Raw genomic sequence first — 25,306 nt, forward strand, 5'->3', positions numbered from 1 at the left:
AAAGACCGACTATGACTGACTCTCAACCTATAAACCCAGATATTAACCTCACTGATACGACCAATAATAATACCGACAAAAACTTCAACAACAGTACTGATAGAAACCTAAATAACGATATTAATAAGAATGATGACGTTTTAGACTATCTTAGTGTTGATGATTACGATTATGAGCTGCCAGACAGCTTAATCGCTCGTTACCCATTGGCGCAGCGTTCGGCATCAAAGTTGCTATATGTAGCTAAAAACAATCAAAAAAACAATGACAGTCAGATTTTAGACAAACAGTTTTCTGAGCTGCCCGACCTGCTAAACACGGGCGACCTAATCGTCTTTAACGACACCAAAGTCATGAAAGCGCGCTTGTTTGGGCAAAAAGATACGGGCGGTAAGATAGAAGTACTTATTGAGCGTTTGGTTGAGCTATCAGATTTAGATGGCGCGACCTTACATTTACAAACGACAGACGGTGCAACCGTTAGCCAAGAGCATATTGCCCTTTGTCATGTTAAAGCCAGTAAAGCACCCAAACTTGGGCAACGATTGCAGATTGCCGACGGTCATATGCAGGCTGTGATGATTGGTCGCCAAGATAACTTATTTATTCTAGCTTTTGAGGCGTCTATTTTGCCTGATTTAGAGCGTTATGGTGAGCTGCCTATTCCGCCCTACTTTGAGCGCCACGCCGATGCGACTGACAATACCCGTTATCAGACGGTTTTTCATGACCCCGCCAAACTTGCCAGCGTCGCGGCACCGACCGCCAGCTTACATTTTGATGAGCTCGTGTTAGATAAGCTTGCCGCCAAAGGTATTAATACCGCTTTTGTCACCTTACATGTTGGTGCTGGTACGTTTGCCCCGGTAAAAACAGACAACTTGCTCAATCACACCATGCATAGCGAATATGCTCACCTGCCCCAAACTACCGCTGACCTCATTAATCAAACGCATGCCAATGGTAAGCAAGTGATTGCGATTGGAACAACGGTCACACGCGTGCTCGAGACTGCGTATCAAAAAACAGCGGTCAATGGACAAGCGCTTTCTAGTTGGGCGGGTGATACCGATATCTTTATTTATCCAGGGTTTAAGTTTGGTGTTATAGACAAACTGTTTACTAATTTTCATCTACCAAAGTCGACATTATTGATGCTAGTCTCGGCATTTGCAGGCAAAGCGGCTATCGAACAGGCCTATCAACATGCCATTAATACCCAATATCGCTTTTTTAGCTACGGTGATGCCATGCTGCTTGATAAAAAGATTGAGTTGCAAGAATAAACATTAAGCAAACAATTAATGCATTGTTCACAACAGCGGTGAAATAAACTGGTAAACTAAACAGTATTTTGTTATAACAACACAGATAACTCTCACTCTAAAGGGCTGCACATGTCTTGTCACTTATCTCATCGCTTGACTACTGTACATCGCTCAGTATCAATGGCGCTGCTTTATTCAGTCGGCTATGCAGCTTTTATGTCTCATGCCCAAGCTGCCACCATTGGCAAGACAGTCATTACTTCAGCGCAGCATGAACCTTTAGCTGCCAGTATTATGGTCACTGATATTAAAACCGCTGATTTTTCAGCCAGTTTGGCGAACTCTACTATTTATCAGCAAATGGGTTTGACGCCAACTGACTCAATGACCGTCCGTTTCCAACCGACGTCAGCCACCAGTGGCCACGTTCTTATCACAACGACCAAACCTGTCTCTAAGCCTTTTGCAGATGTGGTGCTGTCTATTAATGATGGTACTCAGCGCAATGTTATTCCTAAGACATTGCTGATGCCTCTAAATAACAGCTTGCCGATTACCCCTACTCAAAATATCGTTACAGGCGCAAAAAAGCCGAACTTACCTGAGGTTTCTACCACAAATGCGCAACCGTTAATTGTTAAAAAGGGTACGCCGCCACCATTATTATTGGCACCTACAGCCGTTATCACGCCTGCCACGCAAAGTACTACGACGGTATATTCTCCTAATAGCTTAGAGAATAGTCGCTTAGATAATGAGCGTTTGAATAATGATGCTGATAAGCAGAGCAATCCTACGATGACAGCTGTCAATCATGCTAATAATCATGCAACAGGAAATCTAGATGGCAGTGCATCTGCTACTGGGCTTACGGATAATCAATTTGATATCTTGAATATCCAGATTACCCGTCAGATACAGCCTAACGTTTCAAACAATACAAGCAATGCAAATAACACAAATATGATGGCTGCCACGCCAACACCTGTTAACCCGTTGCCAACTGCTAAAAACAAGTCAGATGGTGCAGATCTCTATAGCACTACCCCATCTACCCAGATTGCTTCACAGCAAACCCTATCCTCTGGAAATCTATCTACGCTAGGTTCCAATGATAAAGGCGCTAGTATAGCTTCTGCTAATAATGACACGAGCTCTGAGTTTAACTATACAGTACAGCGTAACGATAACTTATGGATCATTGCCCAGCAAATCGCAGAGAAAAACAATCTTGATGTACAAACCGTCATGAACGAGATTCAAACACAAAACCCGAATGCCTTTATCAATAAAAACGCGGATCAGCTAAAAGCCGATGCTCAGTTAAGTTTACCCAAGTATGATGTCGTGCCATCTCAAAAAAAGCTACAGGCCGCTATCAGCGAGCAAAGAAAGCCTAATAGAAAAGCAAATACACCCATAGTTAAAAAACCTGCTGCACCGAAAGCTGCCTCTAAAATAAAAACTGAGAGTGCTAAAGCGACAAAGCGTACTGAGAAGCCGGTTATAAAGAAAACACAAACCCTGCCAACCGCTCAGTTTTCTGTTCTCGCTCCTGGCCATGATGGTAGCGCAGATGGCACTAAAACTAAGGCGGGTATGGCAACGGGCAACGGGCTTAGCACAGATGTGTTAGATATTCTTAAATCATCACGACAAAGTACCGCCGACCAAGCTCAACGTTTATCAAAGACCAACAGCACGCTTGGCGGTTATACTAAAAAGTTGCAATTACAAAACCAAAAACTGGCGGAGCTACAAGCTCGTCTCGAAAAACTACGCAATCAATAATTGCCTAACCGATCAATGCACTATGCTGTGATCGTGGGCGCAGGAGTAACTATGGACAATATGCTATATATTATCGCCGGATTGGTATTTATTGTACTAATAGCGGTTTTGGTCGTGCGTAAAAATAAAGCACAAAAACCATCAAGGCAGCCAATTGTAAAGGCAGGAAAAACTGCGCTTAAAGAAGCACCTAGTGAAGCCGACAGCAATAATGACAAAAAATTCAATCCTATTGAGATTGCGCAACGTTTTATGGATCAGCAGCGCTATGACAAAGCCATTGAAACGCTCAATCGCGGTCTTATTGAAAAACCTAATGATAGCCAATTATCTCTTAAGCTGCTTGCGATATATGCCACAATAGATCAATCTGATAACTTTAATAAAGTTTATGACTCTATTAAAACTCATGCTGATGCAAAAAGTATCGCTCAAGCCGATGAATTAAAAGCATTGCTGACTGAAGAACAAAATCAAGCAGCCAAACATGCTCTACCAGCTGAAAATGACCAAGATGCAGGTTTTGAAAGTATTGATTTTGATATACCTGCAGGCAAAGTCGACAGTCAAAACGCCATTATTGATAACCATCTTGATGATGATGCGGTTCAACCTACTGCCTATAGAAGCGACTTAGCAGACAGCTCTGACACCACTTTAGCTATTTCTAATGATTTCGATAATATCGAGCAAGATTTTGACCTGAGCCTGAATGACTTAGAAAACGATATTAACGAGCCCGCCGCTACTAGCATGACACCGGTTACTGAGCTAGATATCGCTGATGATGAAATTTTATCTGCTTCAGCTGTTATAAGCGAAAATGATAATAGTGGCGATAGTAGTGTCAGTGACTCCGATTTTGATTTTGATTTCGACTTAGCAGAGCCACAAGATATCTCTACGCAAGCGCCTACTACCACTCTATCTAATGATACGTCTAATGATACGTCTAATGATACTACATTAGATGACAATGAAGACTTTGTCTTAGATTTGGCAGATTTAGAAATTGAAGCTAGCGATGATAACGTTTATGCTGATGTTGATGAAGTCACTACAGAAGCAACTCAACTAGAGCAAGAAGACCTTACTTTATCTCTCGATAATGTTGATAATATCAATGATATTGATACTTTCAATGCACCAGTTGAAGCAGAGACGGAAATACAGCCATCAAGTGAAACGCCTATTCTTACTGAAGACAATTTTGATGACTTTACTTTTGAAGACAATGCAGCGCAGGAAATAAATGAAGTCCCTCATGAAACAGTAGCTTCTAACACTGCACCAACGACTGTTACGTTCGATGAAAATACCCTGATTGATGATGATTTTGACTTTGATTCTTTAACAAGTGCTCCAACAGCGACGACGCCAGTTGACCTTGCAAGCGAAGTTGAAAACAATGTTGACAGTGAAGTTACTGCTGAGACTGAGGCTGAAACTGCCGAAGACTTCTCATCACGCTTTGCAGCTGACTTTGATTTCGTCAAAACGTTAGACAGCAATCAAGTCACCTTAGACTTAGCCAGTCAGTATGTACAGCTGGGTGAATATGATAGTGCCAAACGCTTACTCAATGAAGTCATAAGCCAAGGTACGAGGGAGCAACAAAGCCTAGCGCAAACTCTACTAGATCGCACTGCATAACAAGTAGCACCTTCTCTTATCAGTAAGTATTCTACTATCCTAAGAATACTTGCTGATTTTTTTGCATTTAAGCTTGATACTCTCTATTATCATTCACTCTATCATTACTCATTATTTTTGCTAGAATGCGCCCTAAAACTTAGCGGCGCTTTCTGCTCTCATTTCTCTTCACTGTGCTAATACTATGCCCTCCTCTATTATGACAAAGACACGCTCCAATCTTATTCGTCTCATTTATGCTGGTGGTACTTTTGGTAGCTACGGGCGACCCTTAGCACCGTTATCGGCAGATATTTTTTTGCCGACCTTGCAACAACTACTGGCTGAGCAAAATAATGCTAATAATCTGCCTCAGGTTTCATGGCTTGATAATACTTTAATTAAAGACAGCAGCCAGCTTACCCCTAGTGACTTTGTACATTTTTATCAGCTTTTGCTATCCGCCTATGCCCAAGGCGACAGACGGTTTGTGCTTATTACTGGTACGGATACTTTGAGTTATTTAGGCGCGTTTTTAGCAGAGGCTTTTGCTGGTAGTGATATTTGCGTGGTTATCACCGCTAGTATGCGCCCATTATTAGACAGTGACGTGTTGCACTCTTACACCATTGACGCAAATAGCGATGCTTGGGATAACTTCACCGATTCATTAAAATTGGCGGCAGCTGGTGAATCAGGTATAAAGATTGGTTTTGGCGGCGAGTCTTGGCTGGCACAGACAGTGCAAAAAATTCATAGCCACGATTTGATGGCATTTACCGGTCACTCTCGAGCGGCCTATCCTGCCAATAGTTATATCAAAAGCTTACCAGATACCCGCCGCCAGCACTGGCTAGATGATCAGCAGGAATTGGTCAGCAATATTGAAGCTCGTGCTAAACAAGCGCGCATTCATGCCTTATATTGCCTGCCGAACGACACTGAGGTGATGAGCAATCAGCTACAGGCATTATTATCACAGCCGCCTTGTGGGATTATTTTATTAGGTTTCGGCGCAGGCAACGTTCCTTATTCGCCAGCGCTAGCAGAAGCACTAGAACTTGCTTATAAAAATGGCCACATGGTGGTATGCGCTAGCCAGTCTCCATTTGGCGGGGTCAGTGAGAGCTATGCTGCCGGTAGTTGGCAATATGATTACCATGTAATTAGTGGCGGACGTTTAACAATTCCCGCTATTTATGCACGGCTGTTATGGCTTTTACTGCGTTATGATAGTCCGGCAAGACGCCGTCAACGTTGGCTCAACAATGTCAATCAAGCTGGCACTACTATCAAAAAACGTTAGACTAGCGTTGAATATGCGTACTTTATAAGCGCTAATCCTAGAATATAAGCGCCAATACTAGAACGTCTAATACTAGAACGTCTAATACTAGAACGTCTAATACTAAAATATCCAATACTATAATGCCCAATAACACCCATGTCCGAGATTAACATGTCCGAGATTAACAGCATCGAAGCTAAAGCTCCCCCAACCTATACATTAGCCATCGCCATTGAGTTTTTGGGTACGCACTATCATGGTTGGCAGCGGCAACGAGAAGTATTGGGCGTCCAAGAAGCGTTAGAGACAGCTATCGGTAAAGTCGCGAATGAGACAGTAGAGGTCGTCGCGGCTGGTCGTACCGATGCAAGCGTGCATGCCAGCAATATGATTGCCCATTTTACCACTCATGCCTATCGTCACCCTCATAACTGGCTGCGCGGCGTCAACAGCTTATTGCCCGATGATATTGCCCTACGCTGGATACAGCCGATGCCTGACGACTTTCATGCCCGTTTTGGGGCTATTGCCCGTCGTTATCGTTATATCACGCTCAATCAAGCCCAGCGCCCTGCTATTTTAAATCATCAAGTGACTCATATTTATGAGCCGCTGGATTTAGCAGCGATGCAAGTAGCGGCGGCTGATATCGTTGGTACTCACGATTTTAGCAGCTACCGTGCTGCTGCCTGTCAGTCTAATCAGCCCGTCCGCTCAGTCAGTCATGCAAGACTCTTTGCCCACGGTCAATTTATTGTTTTTGACATTCAGGCGGATGGCTTTTTGCATCATATGGTACGTAACCTCATGGGCACTTTATATGCCATTGGTCGACACGAATTGCCGCCCGCAGCCTTTTTGGATATTTTAGCCAAAAAAGATCGTACGATTGCGCCGCCGACGGCTTCTGGCGATGGCTTGTATTTTATTAACGCCTATTATCCTAAGCGTTTTCAACAATTACTGCCAAATGCGCCTTTAACGCCTATTTGGCTCAACCTACCCGATTAAGCTAATATAAGCGGGCATAGTGCTTATCTACTACAGCCCCTCGTTAAAAGATAACATACATATCACTTACAGGCTGTCAAGCAAAAATCAGGTTCCGTATTGCTTTAATCCGCTAAGTTACGTATAATATGGGCTTATTTTTAATTGATTGATACAAATTATGGCAAAAGACGATATTATTGAATTTGAAGGCGAAGTCATTGATACCCTTCCAAATACATTGTTTAAAGTTCGTTTAGAAAACGGACACGAAATCATTGCGCACATCTCAGGTAAGATGCGCAAACATTACATTCGCATTTTGACTGGCGATAAAGTTAAGGTTGAGATGACGCCTTACGACTTATCAAAAGGTCGCATTACTTACCGTGGTAAAAACTAAATTCTTATTGGCTAAAATGGTTATAACAGCATTAATATAAATGCTTGAGAGGTTTAACTGATAATAATAATGATACTGCTAGCCTACTCATTATTGCCTATCATATTTTAGTCTATTAATATTGTTTTTTGCTTTTACCATAAAAAATACCGCTACTTTTAGCGGTATTTTTTTGTCTTCATTTTAAGACCGAAATCTTAGGACTTAATTGTTTTCTTAATAACGACTTTTGTTTTCTTAATAACAACTTTTCAATAGCCGTTTTTAAATAACGATTTTTAAATAACGGTTTTTAAATAACAACCTATAAATATAGTGAATTCACTTTGCAACCGATATAGTCAATCTTAAATAAGATCAGTACAAGTATTATAACGCGCTACTGGTATTCATTTTTCTTGCTTGCTGTGCCTACGCAGACAGAGGCTGCGCAAAATGAATACCAATAGCTCTGTGTTCATTTTATACCAGTCGCACGTAACTGTTAGCGTATCTAGCGCATCGATTTTATTGCTAACCAATATAGTGATGACTTATTTAAACTCAACGGTTGCACCATTTTGAATCACACCTAACAGTGCAAGCGCGTCCCAGTTAGTCAAGCGTATACAGCCTGCAGATGCTTGACGGCTGATACGGGCAGGATCTGGTGAACCATGAATACCGTATGAAGGCTTACTCAGTCCTATCCATACCAGCCCGACTGGATTATTAGGACCTGGTGGAATGATAGCTTTGCTACCATCATTGCCTGTGTAGGTATAATTAGGCTCATGTACCTTTACTTCTACCGTATGCGTCCCTGTTGGCGATGGCGTCGCTGTGCTGCCTACCGTGGTCGGATAGCTGGCAATTAAGTTATCTTTATCATCATAAGCATATAGCGTTTCGGTGGCTTTATCAGCGACGACTCGGCTCACAGGCTTCGTATTAGGATTGCCAGGGTTATAAACAGTGATGGTTTCACCAGCGGTAAATTTAGCGGTAGGATTGAGCGTTTTAAGATATTTTTCACTAATATGAAACTTTTCTGCCAAGCCTTCCGTCACGCTTTCATAATACATACCATCGAGCTTAGCCTTGGCTTCTGCGCCTGCGGGAATGCTCGTGGTTTTAATATTAACATCTGCCTCACTCAGCTGATAACTGACCAATACTGGCTGTGTCATCAGCTTCTCATTTTTGGTTAATGCTTGCCAAGTCTCATTATTCAAATCATTGGTTACGGTCAAGCCATTTGCCTTTTGAAAAGCTTGCATGGCTTTGATGGTATTTTTACCCCAATAACCATCTACCGGACCAACACCGTTTTGGTTCCAGTTCAACAAGGCTTGTAGCTTGGTACCGACATTACGATCAATTTTAGTGCCTTCCTTCCAAGTAGCGGCATTTATCTTTTGCGCGACTGCTGGCAGATTTTCTGTCGTATATTTAATGGTCGGTAAAAATTTATTCAACGATACGGCAGCTCTACTGTTACCAGCAAATTTTTGGCTCACCCCATTGGTCACTGGGCTGATATCTGTGGCATTGTTAGCAGCAGCTTGTTTATTGACAGTGTTGGACGCTGCATTACTGGTAACGGTTTCATTGGTAGCGGCGTTGCTTGTCGCATTAGTAGTATTGTCATTAGTAGCATTAGTAGTATTGTCATTAGTAGCAGCAACACTTTGGCCCATCAATAAAAATGTCGATAAACCAAGGGCTGCCAGCGCGCTGCTAATTTTGGTTAATTGGTACATGTAAAACTCCTAGAGTAGGTATTGTTATTGATATTGTTTTTTATTAGAAATCTAATGATAAAAACTCACTATTAGGACGTTTGTTTTAAGTAATTTTTAATGTCTTAATAAAATATTTCTTTCGTAGAAAAACTAAGGTTAATAAATAGCGCTTATTTTAATGACTTAGTTTTTAATGACTCAGTATTTTAATAACTTAGTAAACTCGCCTATAGTGACATATTAGCCTGTCAGCATATAACAGCTTTATGTTAATAAAAGCCTTATCCTGCGGCATCTGTGTTAAAAAAAGTCCTTTTCTGCGACCAGTTTATTGAGTGTGTTACGGTGAATAAATCTTTTAAATAGGTATAAAAAAACCCATAATTTGCTAAGCAAATTATGGGTTTCGCGCTATAAGGATTTCTAATTATCATGCTTTCTAGTTTTTAATTTTCCTAGCTATTAAGGCATCTAGTTAACAATATTTGAAAAATCCGCTTATATTAAAGCTGCATCACTAAACCAATTTTGCCAGTACCGCCTGCCCCATTTCTTGACAACCTACTTGCTTGAGTCCTGTCTCGCTACGATCGAGGATATCAATGGTACGTAACCCATCGTCAAGTACGTCACTGACCGCTTGCTCAATCGCTTGCGCGGCAGCTTCTTGTTTAAAAGTATAACGCAGCATCATTGCCACAGATAAAATGGTCGCCAATGGATTGGCTTTATCTTGACCAGCGATATCAGGGGCTGAACCATGGCAAGGCTCATACATGCCTTTACCCGCCTCATTGAGGCTCGCCGATGGCAGCATACCGATAGAACCGGTCAGCATCGCCGCTTCATCAGATAAGATATCACCAAACATGTTGCCTGTGACCATTACATCAAACTGCTTAGGGTCTTTAATCAGCTGCATACAAGCATTGTCCGCATACATATGCGATAACGCCACATCGTTATAATTCGCTTGCTGCATCTCAATCATCGTCTGCTTCCACAGCTCAGTGACTTCTAAAACATTGGCTTTATCGATTGAGCAAACCTTAGCTGGCGTCCCTGCTGCTTGTGCACGGGTTTTTGCCAGCTCAAAAGCAACCTTACCGATGCGTTGAATTTCACTGGTGCTATACACCATGGTGTTATAGCCTTGCTGCTCACCATTCGCTAAGGTACGAATACCGCGCGGCTCACCGAAATAAATACCACCGGTTAATTCACGTACAATCAGCAAGTCCAAACCCGAGATAATCTCAGGCTTAATGCTTGAAGCATTGACAAGCTGCGGATAAAGTTTGGCTACGCGCAGATTGGCAAACAAACCAAGCTCACTACGAATTTTAAGTAAGCCACGCTCAGGGCGTTTGCTACGCTCAATACCATCCCACTTAGGACCGCCAACCGCACCTAATAACACCGCATCTGCTGCACGCGCACGTTGTAGCGTTTCTTCTGGCAATGGTTCACCCGTGGCATCAAACGCCACACCACCGATTAATCCAGATTCAAGGGTTAAGCCTAATTCAAACTTATTATTGACAGCATTAAGCACATCAACGGCTTGAGTCATGATTTCAGGGCCAATGCCATCGCCTGCTAATGTTAAAATCGTTGCCATACTGATCCTTGTGAGTAAATGGTTAAGTAAATATTCTTTATGGAATTGACGTTTATGCTACTAATACTTAAGGTATTGCTATTTAGGGTACTGCTAACAAGCTTATGAGAGCCTGTTAAAAAATGACTTCTTGTGCAATGTGTTACACAAGAAGTCAGGGTCTATCTGTTTAAATAAGTTTCTTTAAATAAACTTCTTTAAATAAGCTTCGATGTAAACGCTTTTTTATGAAACTTTGGCTTTTACTTTATTTTTTGCTAGTGGCTTTGATGGCGACTGAGTAGGTTCAGCTTTAACAACTCGAGTTTCCACAAACTCCCCTTGATGCTCAGCCTCTATCTCTTTGCAAAAGCGGCGCTGGACACTATTGCCTTGATATAGCTCAACACATAACGGCTCTGGCGAAGCACTATCAAGCAAACTGCCTGAGTTGTTGCTTGATTTTTTTTGATAAGCGCGCAGCTGATAGGTTCCTGCCTCAGAAAAATCGTGAATCATCGCGAAACGCTCGACATAGCCCACGTTATTTTCTGGATAGAAATTGACTTGTACCTCACGCTTGCCAGGCTTTACTCGCGCATAATAATTGGTTAGCCCAGGCATAGCAGATGCTGACAAGGGTACAATCTTTATCGCTTTTTTATGAGTAAGCGGCGTCATATCCATCGCCACTGGCGCTTGTCCATGCTTATTACCAGTACGGCTCTTACCGTTTGCATTCACCGCTTGCATCGCAACCAGCATGGTAGGATTAAGAGGCTCATGAGTATCACTACCTATAATGCGCGTCTGATCAATGCGGGCAATTTCGCAATGATAAGTACCGACACAGGCAATATTTACTTCACCGGCGACAGGGGTTATTTTCCCAGTCCATACTTTGGCATTTTCTGCCGAGTCTATTTGTTGATAACCCGTCAATACCTGACAGCCAGATAATAATAAACTTGCGGCAATAGCCGTACTTGTCCATACAACAAAGCGTGTTTTATTCATAATGGTGGCTACTATTTATGAGGTAGAAATTACGATAAGGTAAAAATACATTATCATTCATTTTAGCCACTTAATTACCATAACTCAACGCTGTATTAGCGTTGAGCACTTTTATATGTTGAATAATATTTTCTACTAAAAAAAATTTATCAGTCCTTTGAATACTAAGGACTATTCTCTAATAGCTATGCTCTAACATCATTAAATATCCAAGGCGTTTTTTGCATCATTTTATGCTCATAGTCTTTAATCGCATCGCTTTGCTGCAAAGTCAGACCGATATCATCAAGCCCATTGAGTAAACAATGCTTACGAAACTCATCGACCTCAAAAGCATACTCTTCACCGCTTGGGGTAATAACCACTTGACGCTCAAGGTCGGCAGTCAACTCATAGCCTTCATTGGCAAGCGTTGCTTTCATCAAGGTATCAACAATGGCTTCATCCAAGACGATTGGCAGCATGCCATTTTTAAAGCAGTTATTATAAAAAATATCAGCAAAGCTTGGTGCAATGATAGTACGAAAGCCGTATTCTGAAAGCGCCCAAGGTGCATGTTCACGGCTCGAGCCACAACCAAAGTTTCTACGTGCCAGCAATATGGTTGCACCTTGATAACGTGGCTGATTTAAAACAAAGTCTGGGTTAATCACGCGGGTGCTATTGTCTTGACCCGGATAACCTTCGTCGAGATAACGCCAATCATCAAATAAATTGACGCCAAAGCCCGTACGTTTAATGGATTTTAAAAATTGTTTGGCGATAATTTGGTCGGTATCGACGTTTGCGCGATCGAGTGGGCAAACGATACCGGTTTGGGTGTTATAAGCTTGCATAGGGTTACCTTTTCTATTAAGTTTATATTTTTTTGAAGTTTAGTGATGATGTGAACTATAGATATAGTATGGTCAAAACTATCTATTTTTAATATGACGCATCTGCCTATATTCCAACGGAGTTCAATTAAAATTCACCAAGTATATTTAAAATGAACGCTATTTAATAAATCTAAATGAACCTTACAGCCTTCTTCAAATTGAATACTTCTACACAAATCCTCAGTGACGGTAATAGTAGCGACATGAATACCATTTATTTTACATATCCAATAAATCTTAGGACTTGCTACACTAGCTAATTGATACTTATTCAAAATTGTAGTTACTAACTCTTTTAAAGGTAGGCTAGACTCAAGACTTAATTTAGCATAATGAGGTGCGTCAACGTCATCACCCATACAGACAGAATCTCTAGTTACTTCAAAATCAATCATTGATAATAGGGTCATTAAAACGTGCGCACATCGACAAAGTGACCAGCCAAAGCTGCTGCTGCTGCCATCGCTGGGCTGACCAAATGCGTACGACCGCCATTACCCTGACGACCCTCAAAGTTACGGTTAGACGTTGAGGCACAATGCTCTTGCGGCTCAAGCTTATCGGCATTCATCGCCAAACACATAGAGCAGCCCGGCTCGCGCCACTCAAAACCCGCTTCTGTGAACAAAGCATCTAAGCCTTCTGCTTCTGCCTGCAATTTCACTTGACCAGAACCTGCAACAACAATGGCTTCTTTAATATTATCGGCAACTTTACGACCTTTAATCACTGCTGCTGCATCACGTAAATCTTCGATACGTGAGTTGGTACACGAACCAATAAAGATACGGTCAAGCTGGATATCGGTGATTTTTTGCCCAGCTTCTAAACCCATATAAGTATAAGCGCGTAACCAGCCTTCTTCTTGCGCTTCATCAGCCGCTTGGTCAGGGGTTGGTACCGACTGAGTAATATCAACGACCATTTCAGGTGAGGTGCCCCAAGAAACTTGCGGTGCTATCTCGCTACCATCAATCTCAACCACGGTATCAAATACGGCATCATCATCTGAGTACAAGGTGCGCCAATAGGCTTCGGCTTGCTCCCACTGCTCCTCAGTCGGTGCATAAGGACGGCCTTTCACATATTCAATGGTCGTATCATCGACAGCAACCATGCCGACGCGTGCGCCCGCTTCAATTGCCATATTACAGACGGTCATACGACCCTCCATGCTCATGTCTTCAAATACTTGTCCGGCAAACTCAATCGCATGCCCCGTCCCGCCAGCGGTACCGATTTTGGCAATGATAGCAAGCACCACATCTTTTGACGTCACGCCAGCGCCAAGCTTACCGGTGACCCGGATTTGCATATTTTTTGATTTCTTTTGAATCAAACACTGGGTTGCCAATACATGCTCAACTTCTGAGGTGCCGATACCGTGTGCTAAGCAGCCAAGAGCACCATGGGTAGCGGTATGTGAATCACCACAAACGACCGTCATACCAGGCAAGACTAAGCCTTGCTCAGGACCGACCACGTGCAAGATACCTTGACGCGCATCATTAATGGTAAATTCAGCGATATCAAACTTGGCACAGTTTTCATCCAGGGTTAGTACTTGTAAGCGCGATACTTTGTCTTTGATACCAGCCACGCCTTCTGAGCGCTCTTTAGTCACTGTCGGTACATTATGGTCAGGGCTTGCGATATTAGCCGACAGACGCCACGGTGCACGGTTGGCAAGCTCTAAGCCTTCAAATGCTTGCGGGCTTGTCACTTCGTGTAGCAAATGGCGGTCGATATAAATCAGGCTCGAACCATCATCGCGCTTGGTGACTTCGTGAGCATTCCAAAGTTTGTCATATAACGTTTGACCGGCCATGTTGCTATCCTTTTTTAGTTGCTAATTTCTGAATGACTGCTTTAATAATGAGTGAGTGACAAAATATTTTTGTCTACTGACGCACTTTAATTTAATACTTTGTTACTACCTGTTTATTGTTACTACTTGTTTATTCATTTATGTTTTATAGAGCCTTATTAAGACGTTATAGGCACAAAGAATAAACACAGATATTTTATAATATTTATCCTCTATTGCATTAATGGCTACTCAAAATACGCCATATACTGCCAATCATGACGTTAACAGAATAAATATGTCACAATACGTCTAGATGTCTTGTGATTATAGCAGGCTAATCCTATAATAATAATTGATGATTTTTGCATAGTCACAAACTTTTATTTCTAATTCATTATGATTAGGCTAGCCAACTTTTATTTATAGCTCGTTATGTAGCTAAGGACATCGGTGTGAATACCACAAATTTGACGACATTTGTCACTGTTATGAAGACAGGCAGCATCTCAGGTGCGGCAGAAAAGCTATTTATTACTCAGCCTGCGGTCAGTAAGCGCATCAAAAATTTAGAAGATGAGTTTAATATTACCCTATTTGATACGGTTGGTCGCGGCATTGTACCGACGCAAGCCGCCAGTGAAATGCTGCCTCATGCCAAACGCTGGCTTGAAGATTATGAAAACTTTAAAATTAACCTACAGCATTCGCAACATATCGTCTCTGGCAAATTGGTGATTGGTACCAGCCATCATATCGGCTTGCATCACCTAGCGCCTGTGCTTAAGCATTTTATCCAAGCTTATCCTGCCGTACAACTAGAAGTGCATTTTGTCGATTCAGAAACTGCCCATAAAGCGGTGCTCGATGGTGATTTATCATTGGCATTTTTAACGCTGCCGCCCGTCTATGATAAGCGTTTGACCTATCATACCTTATGGTCAGATCCGCTCTACTTTATGACCGGCACTTTATCGCCTTTAGCGACCAAATCCAATGTAACGCTCGAGCAATTGGCGCGCTATCCTGCAATCCTGCCATCTGCCAATACCTTTACCAGTCAGATTACCTTGGCGGAATTTGCTAAGCACAATCTAAAACCTTACGCCACTATGAGCACCAACCCGCTTGAGTCTATTCGGATGTTGGTTTCTGTTGGGCTTGGCTGGTCGGTATTACCACAAACGATGGTCAGTCAGGATTTAGAACGTATTGATATGGCAGATAATATCGAATTGCAACGTTATTTGGGCGTGGTCATCAATCCAAAACTAACACAATCAAGCAGCGTGACGGCATTATTAGAGCTGCTAGCGCCCATTGAATAACGAGTAAGTAGACTTTTTAACAATATTGGCTAAAAGAACTGCGTTATTTAGCAAAATAGCACATTCGCATTTGTGCCACTCATACGTTATAATACATTTGACGTTGTTTAGATAACATAAATTTACCTTAAACACACTGATAGTCATATATTGAACACTTCTAGTAATATATGATAGTAAATAGTAGGTTTAGTGGTTTTAAATGATTGGTTATATAAACGACTGAGATTTATACATGGTGAGCAGATGCGAGCGATGAGATTATAAAATTGACAGATGTATATGCCGTTTGCGTTGAATCATGACTTTATAGATAGCAGTCCTAGAACAGCATCAATCATATAAAACTAACAGAAGATTTTGAATAAAAGCCATTATGTCCTACTTAATGGCTTTTTTCGTCTTTAGATTCTTTCATCTTAAGACATTGTTTTCGAACAGCGTCTTGTAAGACCTAATTTTTATCATTCAAAATAATGACAGCCAATTATGTTGGTTAAGGACAGTTTATATGAACGGAGTTTCTAGTGGCGTGATGATATCGCTTGGCGCCTATTTCTTAGTGATGATTGGGATTGGCATTTATGCTTATTTTAAGCAAGCCAATGATACTGAAGGCTATATGCTTGGTGGTCGTAGTTTAGGCCCTGCAGTCACTGCCTTATCAGCAGGCGCATCGGACATGTCAGGCTGGTTACTACTTGGTTTGCCAGGTGCTATGTACGCTGACGGTGTCGTCAGTGCATGGATTGCCATTGGTTTAACCTTGGGTGCTTTTCTAAACTATCTTATCGTGGCACCGCGCCTTCGTGTTTATACCGAAGTCGCTGACAACGCCATCACTTTGCCAGATTATTTTGCCAACCGCTTTGAAGACAAGTCGCATTTGCTACGTGTCATCTCTGCCGTGGTTATTATCTTATTCTTTACCGTTTATACCGCTGCCAGTTTAGTCGGTGGTGGTAAACTTTTTGAAAGCTCGTTAAATCTTTCTTATAGTACAGGTCTATGGGTAACCGCAGGTGTCGTCGTTGCTTATACGCTATTTGGTGGTTTCTTAGCGGTATCGATGACTGACTTTGTACAGGGTATCATCATGCTGTTTGCCATGGTCATCGTGCCTATTGTCGCCTTGACCGACCTTGGTGGTGTGTCGGCGACGACCAATGCTATTAGAGCCATTGACCCTAGTATGTTAGATATTACCAGCGGCATGACGGTACTGGGAATTGTATCGCTACTCGCTTGGGGGCTTGGTTATTTTGGTCAGCCGCATATTATCGTCCGTTTTATGGCCATTCGCTCAGTAAAAGATATCCCCACTGCGCGTAATATCGGTATGAGCTGGATGATTATCAGCCTTATCGGTGCTTGTGTGACAGGTATCGCTGGTCGCGCCTATGTACAAAAAACGGCAATGACATTAGACGACCCTGAAACCATCTTTTTGGTATTCACCCAGTTCTTGTTCCATCCACTGGTATCGGGTTTCTTATTAGCCGCCATTTTAGCCGCTATTATGAGTACGATTTCCTCTCAACTACTCGTGGTATCAAGCTCATTGACTAAGGATGTTTATAAGCTATTCTTTGATAGAGATGCGCCAGAAGCGCGTCAAGTATTGGTTGGTCGACTCTCAGTTGTCGTGGTTGCTGTAGTCGCAATTCTACTTGCTTCGAACCCAGAAAGTTCTGTACTCAGCTTAGTATCTAACGCTTGGGCAGGATTTGGCGCAGCATTTGGACCATTGGTTATTTTCAGCCTTACATGGCGTCGTATGAACCGTAACGGTGCCGTTGCTGGCATGGTCGTCGGTGCATTGACTGTTATCTTATGGGTTTATGGTCCTTTCCAGATGAATGGCGTGCCATTAAACAGCTGGTTATACGCTATCGTTCCAGGCTTTATCTTAAGTACCATCGCTATTTTTGCCGTGAGTATCATGACTGGTGGTCCAAGACCTTCAGTATCGGCGAAGTTTGAAGAGATGGAAATGAACTTAGATAGATAAGTAGTTTTTATTTATTATTGTATGACAAAAAAACCTCGCTAATTGGCGAGGTTTTTTATTATTAGCGTTTTATACGTAGTAAACGTATTTAATTAAAATGGTTTAACTAAAAGGTTTTCGTTAATAGTACTGTCGCTGATTTTTCATCACGGTCGTCATAATAAGCAAAGTTACTAGAAGTTGTTTCATAATCAAATACCAATCTTGGCGTTAATCCAAGTATAGTAAAATCGCGCTTCCATACTTGCAGACCGAGTGACGTGGTTTTATCTTCTCTTGTTGAGCCATAATCAGCACCAATGGCTTGATAGTAAAAACTTCCCTTTGGATAATCCTCTGAGATATCATCATACTTTTTCATCGCATAACCTGCTGATGCTAATGTCGAAATACCGCGCTTCCATTCACGACCCCAACCAGCATTTACTGAGTTTCGATCATAACTAATGACGCTAGATTTGGGTACATCATTTCGATAATTACCAAATCCCCCATAAAAATATTCTTTGGCATCTTTAATATAAAAAGCATTTAAACCCAAAAACTGACCATCTGTTTCACGGTTTTTATCTCTTTCTTCTTCAAAGGTTTCATTGGATAAAATACCTGTAGCCGTTAGTTTGAGCTTTGGTTTAACCCAGCGCGAGCCACTCACGGTCACGCCTTTACGCAAGCTATAAGCTTCTTCATCATAATACCTTTTAGTCACAAAAGGCGTCAGAGAGAGATCATTTTTGGCATCGTCATAACCAACGCCAGCAGAGGCGGTAAATAGATAATCGTTATAGTCAGTTTCGTCCCAATAGCCCTTCAAAGAGGCATTGCCACCTACAGTTGCATAAAAGTTCTCAGGTAGATTAAAGCGTTTGTTTGCGCTGCCAGATACTTGAATACCATTGGCTGACTTTTGTTCAACCGTTCTTCCCAACTCTGTTTGAATAGTTTGAGAGGGCGCATCATTAATATTATTATCTCTAACATAACTGGCAGAAGCATTAAACTGCCATTTCTCTGAGCTATTGATTTGAGCTAACGAGTTTTGAACTCTAGCCATCACCGGTGCAGGCAGATCAACCGACTGCAGTTTTAAAAACTGCTCTTTTGCAGCAGCATATTGCTTATCAGCTTGCATCGCAATTGCCATATTTAAGCGAACAGGGTGAAAGTCTGGATCTGCGGCTAACATACCGCGATAGATTTCAATCGCTTGTTTGTTTTTAGCTTCACTGCGATATATCAAGGCATCAGCAAACTTGATAAGCATAGAGTCATTGGTTTCTAACGCTTTATAGTGGGGCAATACCTGCTTAACGGTCACCATATCCTGCGCAGCTAAAGCATCATTCAAGAATTTACTAAACGCAGCTGGGTTGGCTTTTAAGGCTTCTAAGTTATAAGCGGTGGCGGCAGCAAGTTGCTGGCGACTTCTGATAGCACGTTGTGCTTCTGTATCATTAACAGTGGTAGAAGGTGCTGTTGGGTCTGATACAGCAGTTTGACTCTCGCGTTTAAGCAGTTCATCAGCTTGGTTAAGCTCGGGCTCTATCTCTGGTAAATCGTCTGGAGCAGCCATTGATGGTAGAGAAAACGCCATCATCGATAGCAAAATGGAAGCAGTGAGAGGTTTGCGCATATATTGATTATTCATGGGTATCCTTACCTAAGTACGATCACTATTTTTCTAAACATTATTCCAACTTTAGTTATCCTAAGGGATTTTAATGCTTTAAGCGAGCAAAAAAGCGTCCTAGGACGCTTTTTTGTTTGTTTTATACAGTCATATTACTTTATTGCTTTTCGGCACCAAAGGTTCCTTGGAAAGTTGTACCAGTTCCTGGCGTAGTTCCAGTTCCGGGTACGCTACCAGGTTGTGCTTCTTGGTAAATACCACCTAAGAACTTAGCATCTTCACCATAGAAACCACCTGAGGTTGCAATATTATCTTTACTACCAGCAAAAGTATTACCCGTAATGCCAGCACTAATACCAATATTTTTATTAATATCAGCAAACTTTAATGTCCCTGTTAATGAATCGTTCACAAAATCAACATTAAAATTAGATGTACCATTAACCACTGGGGTTTTAAGAGCGCCTGAGCCTAAATGCAGATTATCCATATAGGTTGCAACACCAGCATACTGAACTTTACCTTCTGTAGGCATATTCTCAGTTGCTTCACCCATGACGTAAACATTGGTATAGCGTGATTTCACCCCACCAAATGAACCTTCTTTACGCATGTCACCATACACATGACCGATTTGCATTTGCGAGTCGAAGTTCTTATAAACAGATTGATAATCGTATTTTAAATCAATCTTGCCAAGAATGGATTCAACTTTACCAAAGGTCGCTGTAGTCGTATCTTTAGATTTTTTGAAACCATCATCGAGTGATATATCATCAGATTTTACTAGTGTCAGTTTCGATGCTTGTCCGAATTTACCTGGTTTAGTAATATCTAGACGACCAACAAGCTGATTATAACCCGGTAGATTATCTGTATTAGTATCAACAATCATTACTGGGTTGGTATCTTCACCAGAACCTGTTGTGGTATTGAATGTATCATTGTCCCTTACAAACTGACGATAACCAATAGCATTTTCTGTTCCAGTCCCTGACACACTACTGACAGTATTGCTCATAACACCAGTTATAGCTTTAGGTACTGGTACTGGTTCAGAGTTAGAGCCGACTTTAGTAGCACCATAAGTTCCTTTACCGCCAGCATCTTGATATATACCACCTAATAGCTTGGCATCTTCTCCATAGAACCCACCTTTAGTATCAACGCCATTCCAATTACCCGCAAAGGTATTACCTGCAATTTCTGCTTTTATTTTCTTATCTTTCATACCAGCAAACGATAGTGTGCCGTCGACTTGGCTATCCACAAAATCAACACTAAAGTTAGACGTACCTACAGTTGGATCAACACCAATAATCTCACTTTTTGTATTACCAAGATAAGTGGCATCACCTTTGTAGGCAACTTTACCGTCATTAATACGGTTATTAATATTGTATTGCGATAGATCTTTCATGTACTTCATATCAACGTCATTTGTACTATTACCTTGTACATAGACGTTTGACAAAGTAGCTAATTGGGTTAAGTTAGCAAGACGTTTAAGATCGCCATACACATGACCAATTTGCATTTGATTATCAAAGTTTTTATAAGTAGAGGTGTAATTTAGCTTATTGTCCCACGTACCACCAATTTGCTTGAGAGAGCTCTTCTTAAAACCCTTTTCGTAGTCTTCGTCATCTGTACTTCTTAATGTGACATTCACAGGTTGTTTAAAATAACTCGATCCAGTCTCATTAAAAAGAGCTGTGTAGGTATCGTAGCTCGCAGAAGTATTTGCGCTCAAACCACTATTGTCGTCTTTTGCAATACTATTTTGGAAGCCAGTAACTTTAGTATTTGCAGCAACTGTTGGGTTGGTTGGTGCTGGCGGTAATTGCTGTGCCGCTGCAAGAGCCTCTTCTGCCGCTTTCGCTCTAGCTTCAGCTTCTAATTTCTCTTTTTCCGCTTCATCGGCACGTGTTTGAGCCGCAGCCGCTTGCGCTTTAGCATCAGCCGCTTGTTGATTGGCGGCAGCTACTTTCTTGTCGGCTTCAACTTTAGCATCACCAATGGCTTTGTCGGCAGCTACTTGCGCTGCAGTGGCTGCATTTTCTGCTGCGGTTTTGGCTAACAATGCAGCCGCTTCAGCAGCTTTTGCAGTCTCTGCGGCGGCTTCGGCTGCAGCTTGAGCGGCTTCGGCGGCGGCCGCACGTGCTAAGGCGGCGGCGAGCTGATCTTCGCCATTACCAGCATTTGCTAAGGCGTCTTCTGCTTTTTTCAGGGCCTCTTGGGCTTTAACGGCATCCGCTTGGGCTTTGTCTGCAGCAGCTTGGGCGGCGGCGGCTTGGGCTTGGGCAGTGTCTTTGTCAGCATTGGCTTTGGCGGCATCCGCTTGGGCTTTGGCAGCGGCTTTTTCTGCTGCGGTTTGCTTGTCGCTCTTCGCGCCATAGGTGCCTTGAGCCTCATTACCAGCGTAAACCCCGCCTAGGTATTGAGCGTCACCACCGAAGAATCCCCCTTCAGTGCTGTAACCGGCATTGTCAGCCGCCGTGCCTGAGAATTGATTGCCATTGATACCAGCGGTTAGACCAATCTTACCGGCGTTAGCAAAGGTTAAGTCCCCTTTCACGTTTTTAGCAACAAAGTCGGCGGTGAATACAGATTTGCCAAACTCGATGTCATTGCCAATACCCAGCTTGCGGTAAGTGGCGTCCCCTGTGTAACCTACGGTGCCCTCTTTCGGCATGTTAGCCACTTGGGTGGCATTACCGATGACGGCGACACCATTGACGGGTAAGGTTTTGTTCAATAGAGCAACTTCAGCAGAGCCATCAATATGACCGATGCGCATGTCATCGCCAAAGTCTTTATAGGTTGAGGTGTAGGTTAAAGGCAGTGTCTGACCAATGGCGGCAACCACGATGTCTGCTTTGCCTTTATGGGCTTTAAAGCCGTTTGAGTCTGCGACTGCTGTGTCGCCTTCACCAGAGAGGGTGATTGGGACCAGTGGGAGTAAGCCTGCTGTGCCATCTGGATTCTGAGAGGCAATATCAGCACGGGCATCAACGGCAGAGCCGTCTTCATTCACGGCAAAGTCGCGGGTGGTGGTATTAAACAACCCGAGTGAGCCGGCATTAATGTTTAATGATTGAACACCCGATTTCTTCGCTTCGGCAGCGTTCTTGATGGTGGCTGCTGCTAGGGCGTCTTTGGCGGCTTGCGCGGCTTGGTTGGCGGCAGCAATTTGAGCTTCTGCTGCGGCAGTCGCTGCAGCTTGCGCTTGCTGGGCAGCGGTTATTTGGGCATTGGCGGCCTCAAGGGCGGCTTTGCGACGATCCACTTCTGCTTGCAGGGCGGCGGTGTCACCACTGCCATTTGCCAATGCGTCTGCTAGGGCTTTCTCTGCAGCCGCTAACTTATCTTGTGCGGTGACTAACTCACCTTTGGCTTTATCCGCTTCTGCTTGCGCAGTGGCCGCTTTTTGTTTCTCAAGCTCTGCTTGCGCTTTGGCGGCTGTGGCAGCTTGTTCTGCTTTTACTTTAGCATCTTTAGCAGCATTTTCTGCTGCTTGCGCCAGCTCCTTGGCTTCTTCTGCTGCCTTTTTAGCCGCTATTTCCGCTTTAAGTGACTCTTCAATTTCTTTAGCTTTGGCCTCTGCTACCGTAGCACGAAGATCTGCAGCTTTTGCTTTTTCTTCAGCGTCTTTAACTTTTGCTACTGCTTCACTAGCTATCTTTTTGGCTACATCCACTTCTTCTTTAGATGCTTTTGCAGCGGCTTCAATTTTTGCTACTGCTTCGACTCTTGCAGCTTCTGCTGCTGCTTTTGCCTGTACTGCTTCTGCTCTTGCTGCATCAATTGCTGTCTTCGATGCTTGTGCTGCTTTTTCTGATTCCTCTCCAAACTTCAATTCTGCTGTTTTAAGCGCTTCTTCTGCTGCCTTGGTTTTGGCTTCTGCTACTTTAAGCGCTTCTTCTGCTGCTTTGGTTTTAGCCTCAGCCGCTTTAATAGCTTTTTCAGCCTCAGTTATATTACCAGCTCCACTTCCCGTATCAGTACCTGGCAACACAGGTGTTGGTTTCGGAGTGATAGGATCATCTCCGCCACTAGTCACACATGACGCTAGAATAATAGCACTTAAGAGAACCACACTGGCTTTGAGTGGTGTATTTAGTTTTTTTGCTGCTGTTACAGCTGAGATTGAATGACAGTTAGGCGACATTCGTCTTCCTCCATGAAGAGTTTATGATATTCCGTTACTTCGAATAAGATACAACTTTAATCTAGTTGCATGCATACATAAACAAATTCACCACAGAAAGTCAATTAATATTAATGAAATAATGTTCACTGTAATATTTAGTTACCAATTAATCCTTATAAGCGAATATAATAAGCTATATAGAGAAAATATGTATCAATATACGCACAAAAGAATATAGGATACTCTTGTATTTTCATAGTTATCCAAATTAAAATAATTACGATAATCAATGATGCATTTCCATGTATTGCGTCATTTTTTAGAAAAAGTAAGATAATCATCATTTTTTTAGAGTAAATTGAGTATTTCCTATGTTTTATAAGAATAATTAGACTAATATAAGAAAAATAATGAAGCATTAGTAATTATATAAGTCCTTTATTAATACAATATTAGAAATATTAATTAGGAAGTTTTGAAATAATAAAAAATCCTCCTCATATTAATTTATATACCTTGATACATATAGAGATGTTATTGAGATTAAAGACAGGGATTGAGTCAAATAACAATTTGAGAATTAATTATAAAAATCGAACTATGTTCAGTAAATTCTCATATTAAATAGCAGTCTTAAACTATATTGATACAAAATATACCAATTTTTGTTTTGTATTTTTATTACTTCTACTTACTAGTTAATCTTTCCATCATGCTTTATACAGATTTCGTGAATACAAGAATCTAGAAAACAAAAAAAAGCGCCCTAAGGCGCTTTTTTATATCTAAGTTTTTATGTTTAATTTATTTATTGCTTTTCAGCACCAAAGGTTCCTTGGAAAGTCGTGCCTTCACCTGGTTGAGCACCCTTGCCGCCTTGAGCTAACGCTTCTTGGTAAACGCCGCCTAAGAATTTAGCATCTTCACCATAGAAACCACCTGCGGCATCGATACCATCCTTGTTACCGGCGAAAGTATTTCCTGTAATATTAGCATTGATATTAATTTGGTTGCCAGTAGGCATATATTTATAATCGCCATCTGCAAACTTCAATGTACCTTCAAGCTTGCTGTTCACAAAATCAACATCGAACTTAGAGGTACCATCAACTACCGGACCACCGCGAGCGCCTTCTTTTAGATGCAGGTTCTCCATATAGGTAGCAACACCAGCATAGACTACCATACCATCATTGATGTCGTTATCAATATTGTACTGTGCCAAGTCTTTCATGTACTGCATATCTTCAAGGTTTGTACCATTGCCTTGTACGTAGACAGTGGATACACGCGCCAAGTCTGTTGTAGCTAACTTTGGATCTCCATATACATGTCCAATTTGCATCTGCGTTTTCATTTGTGTATCAAAGTTCTTATAAACAGATGAATAGTTTAGATCTAATGCTACAGGACCTTGAACTTTTGTGTTTTCAGTATGAAGCTTAAAACCATTACCATACTCTGAATCACTAGTTCCACTTATATTGACAAGAACCTTCTGTTTTACAGAGTCAGGCTTGGTCATGTCAGCACGGGCAAAGAATTTATCGTAACCAGTAAAGTTATCTCCTAATTGATTGTCTACAGGAACCTTAGATCCATCTACAGTCACAGTCTCTGTAAAGTCAGATTTGTCATTACGTATCTCTGCATAACCAATCGCATCTTCCGTAAGAGTTAAGAACTTTTTACTACTTAGCGTATTACTCTGGAAACCAGTAAGTTCAGTATCTACTTTAGCATCGGGATTAACTGGCGGCGTCGGCGTTGGCGTTGGCGTTGGCGT

General features: G+C 42.0%; 17 protein-coding genes. 8 read left to right on the forward strand and 9 right to left on the reverse strand.

What is annotated here, in order from left to right; all coding sequences use genetic code 11:
* Window positions 1-11 precede the first annotated feature (11 nt).
* From queA to infA, 6 genes are all read left to right on the forward strand, one after another.
* Complete coding sequence (queA, locus tag B3Q63_RS12615; protein ID WP_296177328.1) at window positions 12-1,286, forward strand: tRNA preQ1(34) S-adenosylmethionine ribosyltransferase-isomerase QueA; 1,275 nt, start codon at window positions 12-14, stop codon at window positions 1,284-1,286.
* Window positions 1,287-1,397: 111 nt separating this feature from the next.
* Window positions 1,398-3,059, forward strand: coding sequence for a type IV pilus assembly protein FimV (locus B3Q63_RS12620; protein ID WP_296177331.1), 1,662 nt, complete (start codon window positions 1,398-1,400; stop codon window positions 3,057-3,059).
* Window positions 3,060-3,110: 51 nt separating this feature from the next.
* Window positions 3,111-4,712, forward strand: a complete 1,602-nt coding sequence (locus B3Q63_RS12625) for a FimV/HubP family polar landmark protein (RefSeq protein WP_296177333.1) — start codon at window positions 3,111-3,113, stop codon at window positions 4,710-4,712.
* A 199-nt stretch (window positions 4,713-4,911) separates the two neighbouring features.
* A complete protein-coding gene (locus tag B3Q63_RS12630) occupies window positions 4,912-5,997 on the forward strand; it encodes an asparaginase (protein WP_296177336.1) in 1,086 nt (361 codons plus the stop codon).
* 153 nt (window positions 5,998-6,150) lie between these two features.
* Complete coding sequence (truA, locus tag B3Q63_RS12635) at window positions 6,151-6,990, forward strand: tRNA pseudouridine(38-40) synthase TruA (RefSeq protein WP_296177339.1); 840 nt, start codon at window positions 6,151-6,153, stop codon at window positions 6,988-6,990.
* Between the two features lie 160 nt (window positions 6,991-7,150).
* Window positions 7,151-7,372, forward strand: a complete 222-nt coding sequence (infA, locus tag B3Q63_RS12640; RefSeq protein WP_021814850.1) for a translation initiation factor IF-1 — start codon at window positions 7,151-7,153, stop codon at window positions 7,370-7,372.
* Window positions 7,373-7,905: 533 nt separating this feature from the next.
* Here the strand turns inward: infA and B3Q63_RS12645 are convergent.
* From B3Q63_RS12645 to leuC, 6 genes are all read right to left on the reverse strand, one after another.
* Entirely contained in the window at window positions 7,906-9,114 is a 1,209-nt protein-coding gene (locus B3Q63_RS12645; protein WP_296177343.1) for a L,D-transpeptidase family protein, read from the reverse strand.
* Window positions 9,115-9,613: 499 nt separating this feature from the next.
* Window positions 9,614-10,717: a 3-isopropylmalate dehydrogenase gene (gene leuB / locus B3Q63_RS12650; RefSeq protein ID WP_296177344.1), complete on the reverse strand. Its 1,104-nt coding sequence runs from the start codon at window positions 10,715-10,717 to the stop codon at window positions 9,614-9,616.
* A gap of 225 nt (window positions 10,718-10,942) precedes the next feature.
* Window positions 10,943-11,713, reverse strand: a complete 771-nt coding sequence (locus B3Q63_RS12655; RefSeq protein WP_296177346.1) for a hypothetical protein — start codon at window positions 11,711-11,713, stop codon at window positions 10,943-10,945.
* A 185-nt stretch (window positions 11,714-11,898) separates the two neighbouring features.
* Window positions 11,899-12,549, reverse strand: coding sequence for a 3-isopropylmalate dehydratase small subunit (leuD, locus tag B3Q63_RS12660; protein ID WP_201564702.1), 651 nt, complete (start codon window positions 12,547-12,549; stop codon window positions 11,899-11,901).
* A gap of 134 nt (window positions 12,550-12,683) precedes the next feature.
* Window positions 12,684-12,986: a hypothetical protein gene (locus tag B3Q63_RS12665; RefSeq protein ID WP_296177351.1), complete on the reverse strand. Its 303-nt coding sequence runs from the start codon at window positions 12,984-12,986 to the stop codon at window positions 12,684-12,686.
* Window positions 12,987-13,000: 14 nt separating this feature from the next.
* Window positions 13,001-14,419: a 3-isopropylmalate dehydratase large subunit gene (gene leuC, locus B3Q63_RS12670; protein WP_201628678.1), complete on the reverse strand. Its 1,419-nt coding sequence runs from the start codon at window positions 14,417-14,419 to the stop codon at window positions 13,001-13,003.
* A gap of 434 nt (window positions 14,420-14,853) precedes the next feature.
* On the opposite strand from leuC, the gene B3Q63_RS12675 reads away from it, so the two are divergent.
* Window positions 14,854-15,726, forward strand: a complete 873-nt coding sequence (locus B3Q63_RS12675) for a LysR family transcriptional regulator (RefSeq protein WP_201564708.1) — start codon at window positions 14,854-14,856, stop codon at window positions 15,724-15,726.
* 511 nt (window positions 15,727-16,237) lie between these two features.
* Window positions 16,238-17,737 (forward strand): sodium/proline symporter PutP, encoded by a 1,500-nt coding sequence (putP, locus tag B3Q63_RS12680; protein ID WP_201564710.1) that lies wholly within the window; start codon window positions 16,238-16,240, stop codon window positions 17,735-17,737.
* Between the two features lie 106 nt (window positions 17,738-17,843).
* Here the strand turns inward: putP and B3Q63_RS12685 are convergent, their stop codons facing one another.
* The 3 genes from B3Q63_RS12685 to B3Q63_RS12695 form a co-directional block, all read right to left on the reverse strand.
* Window positions 17,844-19,385 (reverse strand): porin family protein, encoded by a 1,542-nt coding sequence (locus tag B3Q63_RS12685; RefSeq protein ID WP_296177358.1) that lies wholly within the window; start codon window positions 19,383-19,385, stop codon window positions 17,844-17,846.
* 139 nt (window positions 19,386-19,524) lie between these two features.
* Window positions 19,525-23,538, reverse strand: coding sequence for a transferrin-binding protein-like solute binding protein (locus B3Q63_RS12690; RefSeq protein WP_296177361.1), 4,014 nt, complete (start codon window positions 23,536-23,538; stop codon window positions 19,525-19,527).
* Between the two features lie 790 nt (window positions 23,539-24,328).
* Window positions 24,329-25,306: transferrin-binding protein-like solute binding protein (locus tag B3Q63_RS12695; RefSeq protein ID WP_296177363.1), on the reverse strand; the 978-nt coding region annotated here is incomplete at its 5' end.

The sequence above is a fragment of the Psychrobacter sp. UBA2769 genome, from assembly GCF_002352555.1.
Taxonomy (GTDB): domain Bacteria; phylum Pseudomonadota; class Gammaproteobacteria; order Pseudomonadales; family Moraxellaceae; genus Psychrobacter; species Psychrobacter maritimus.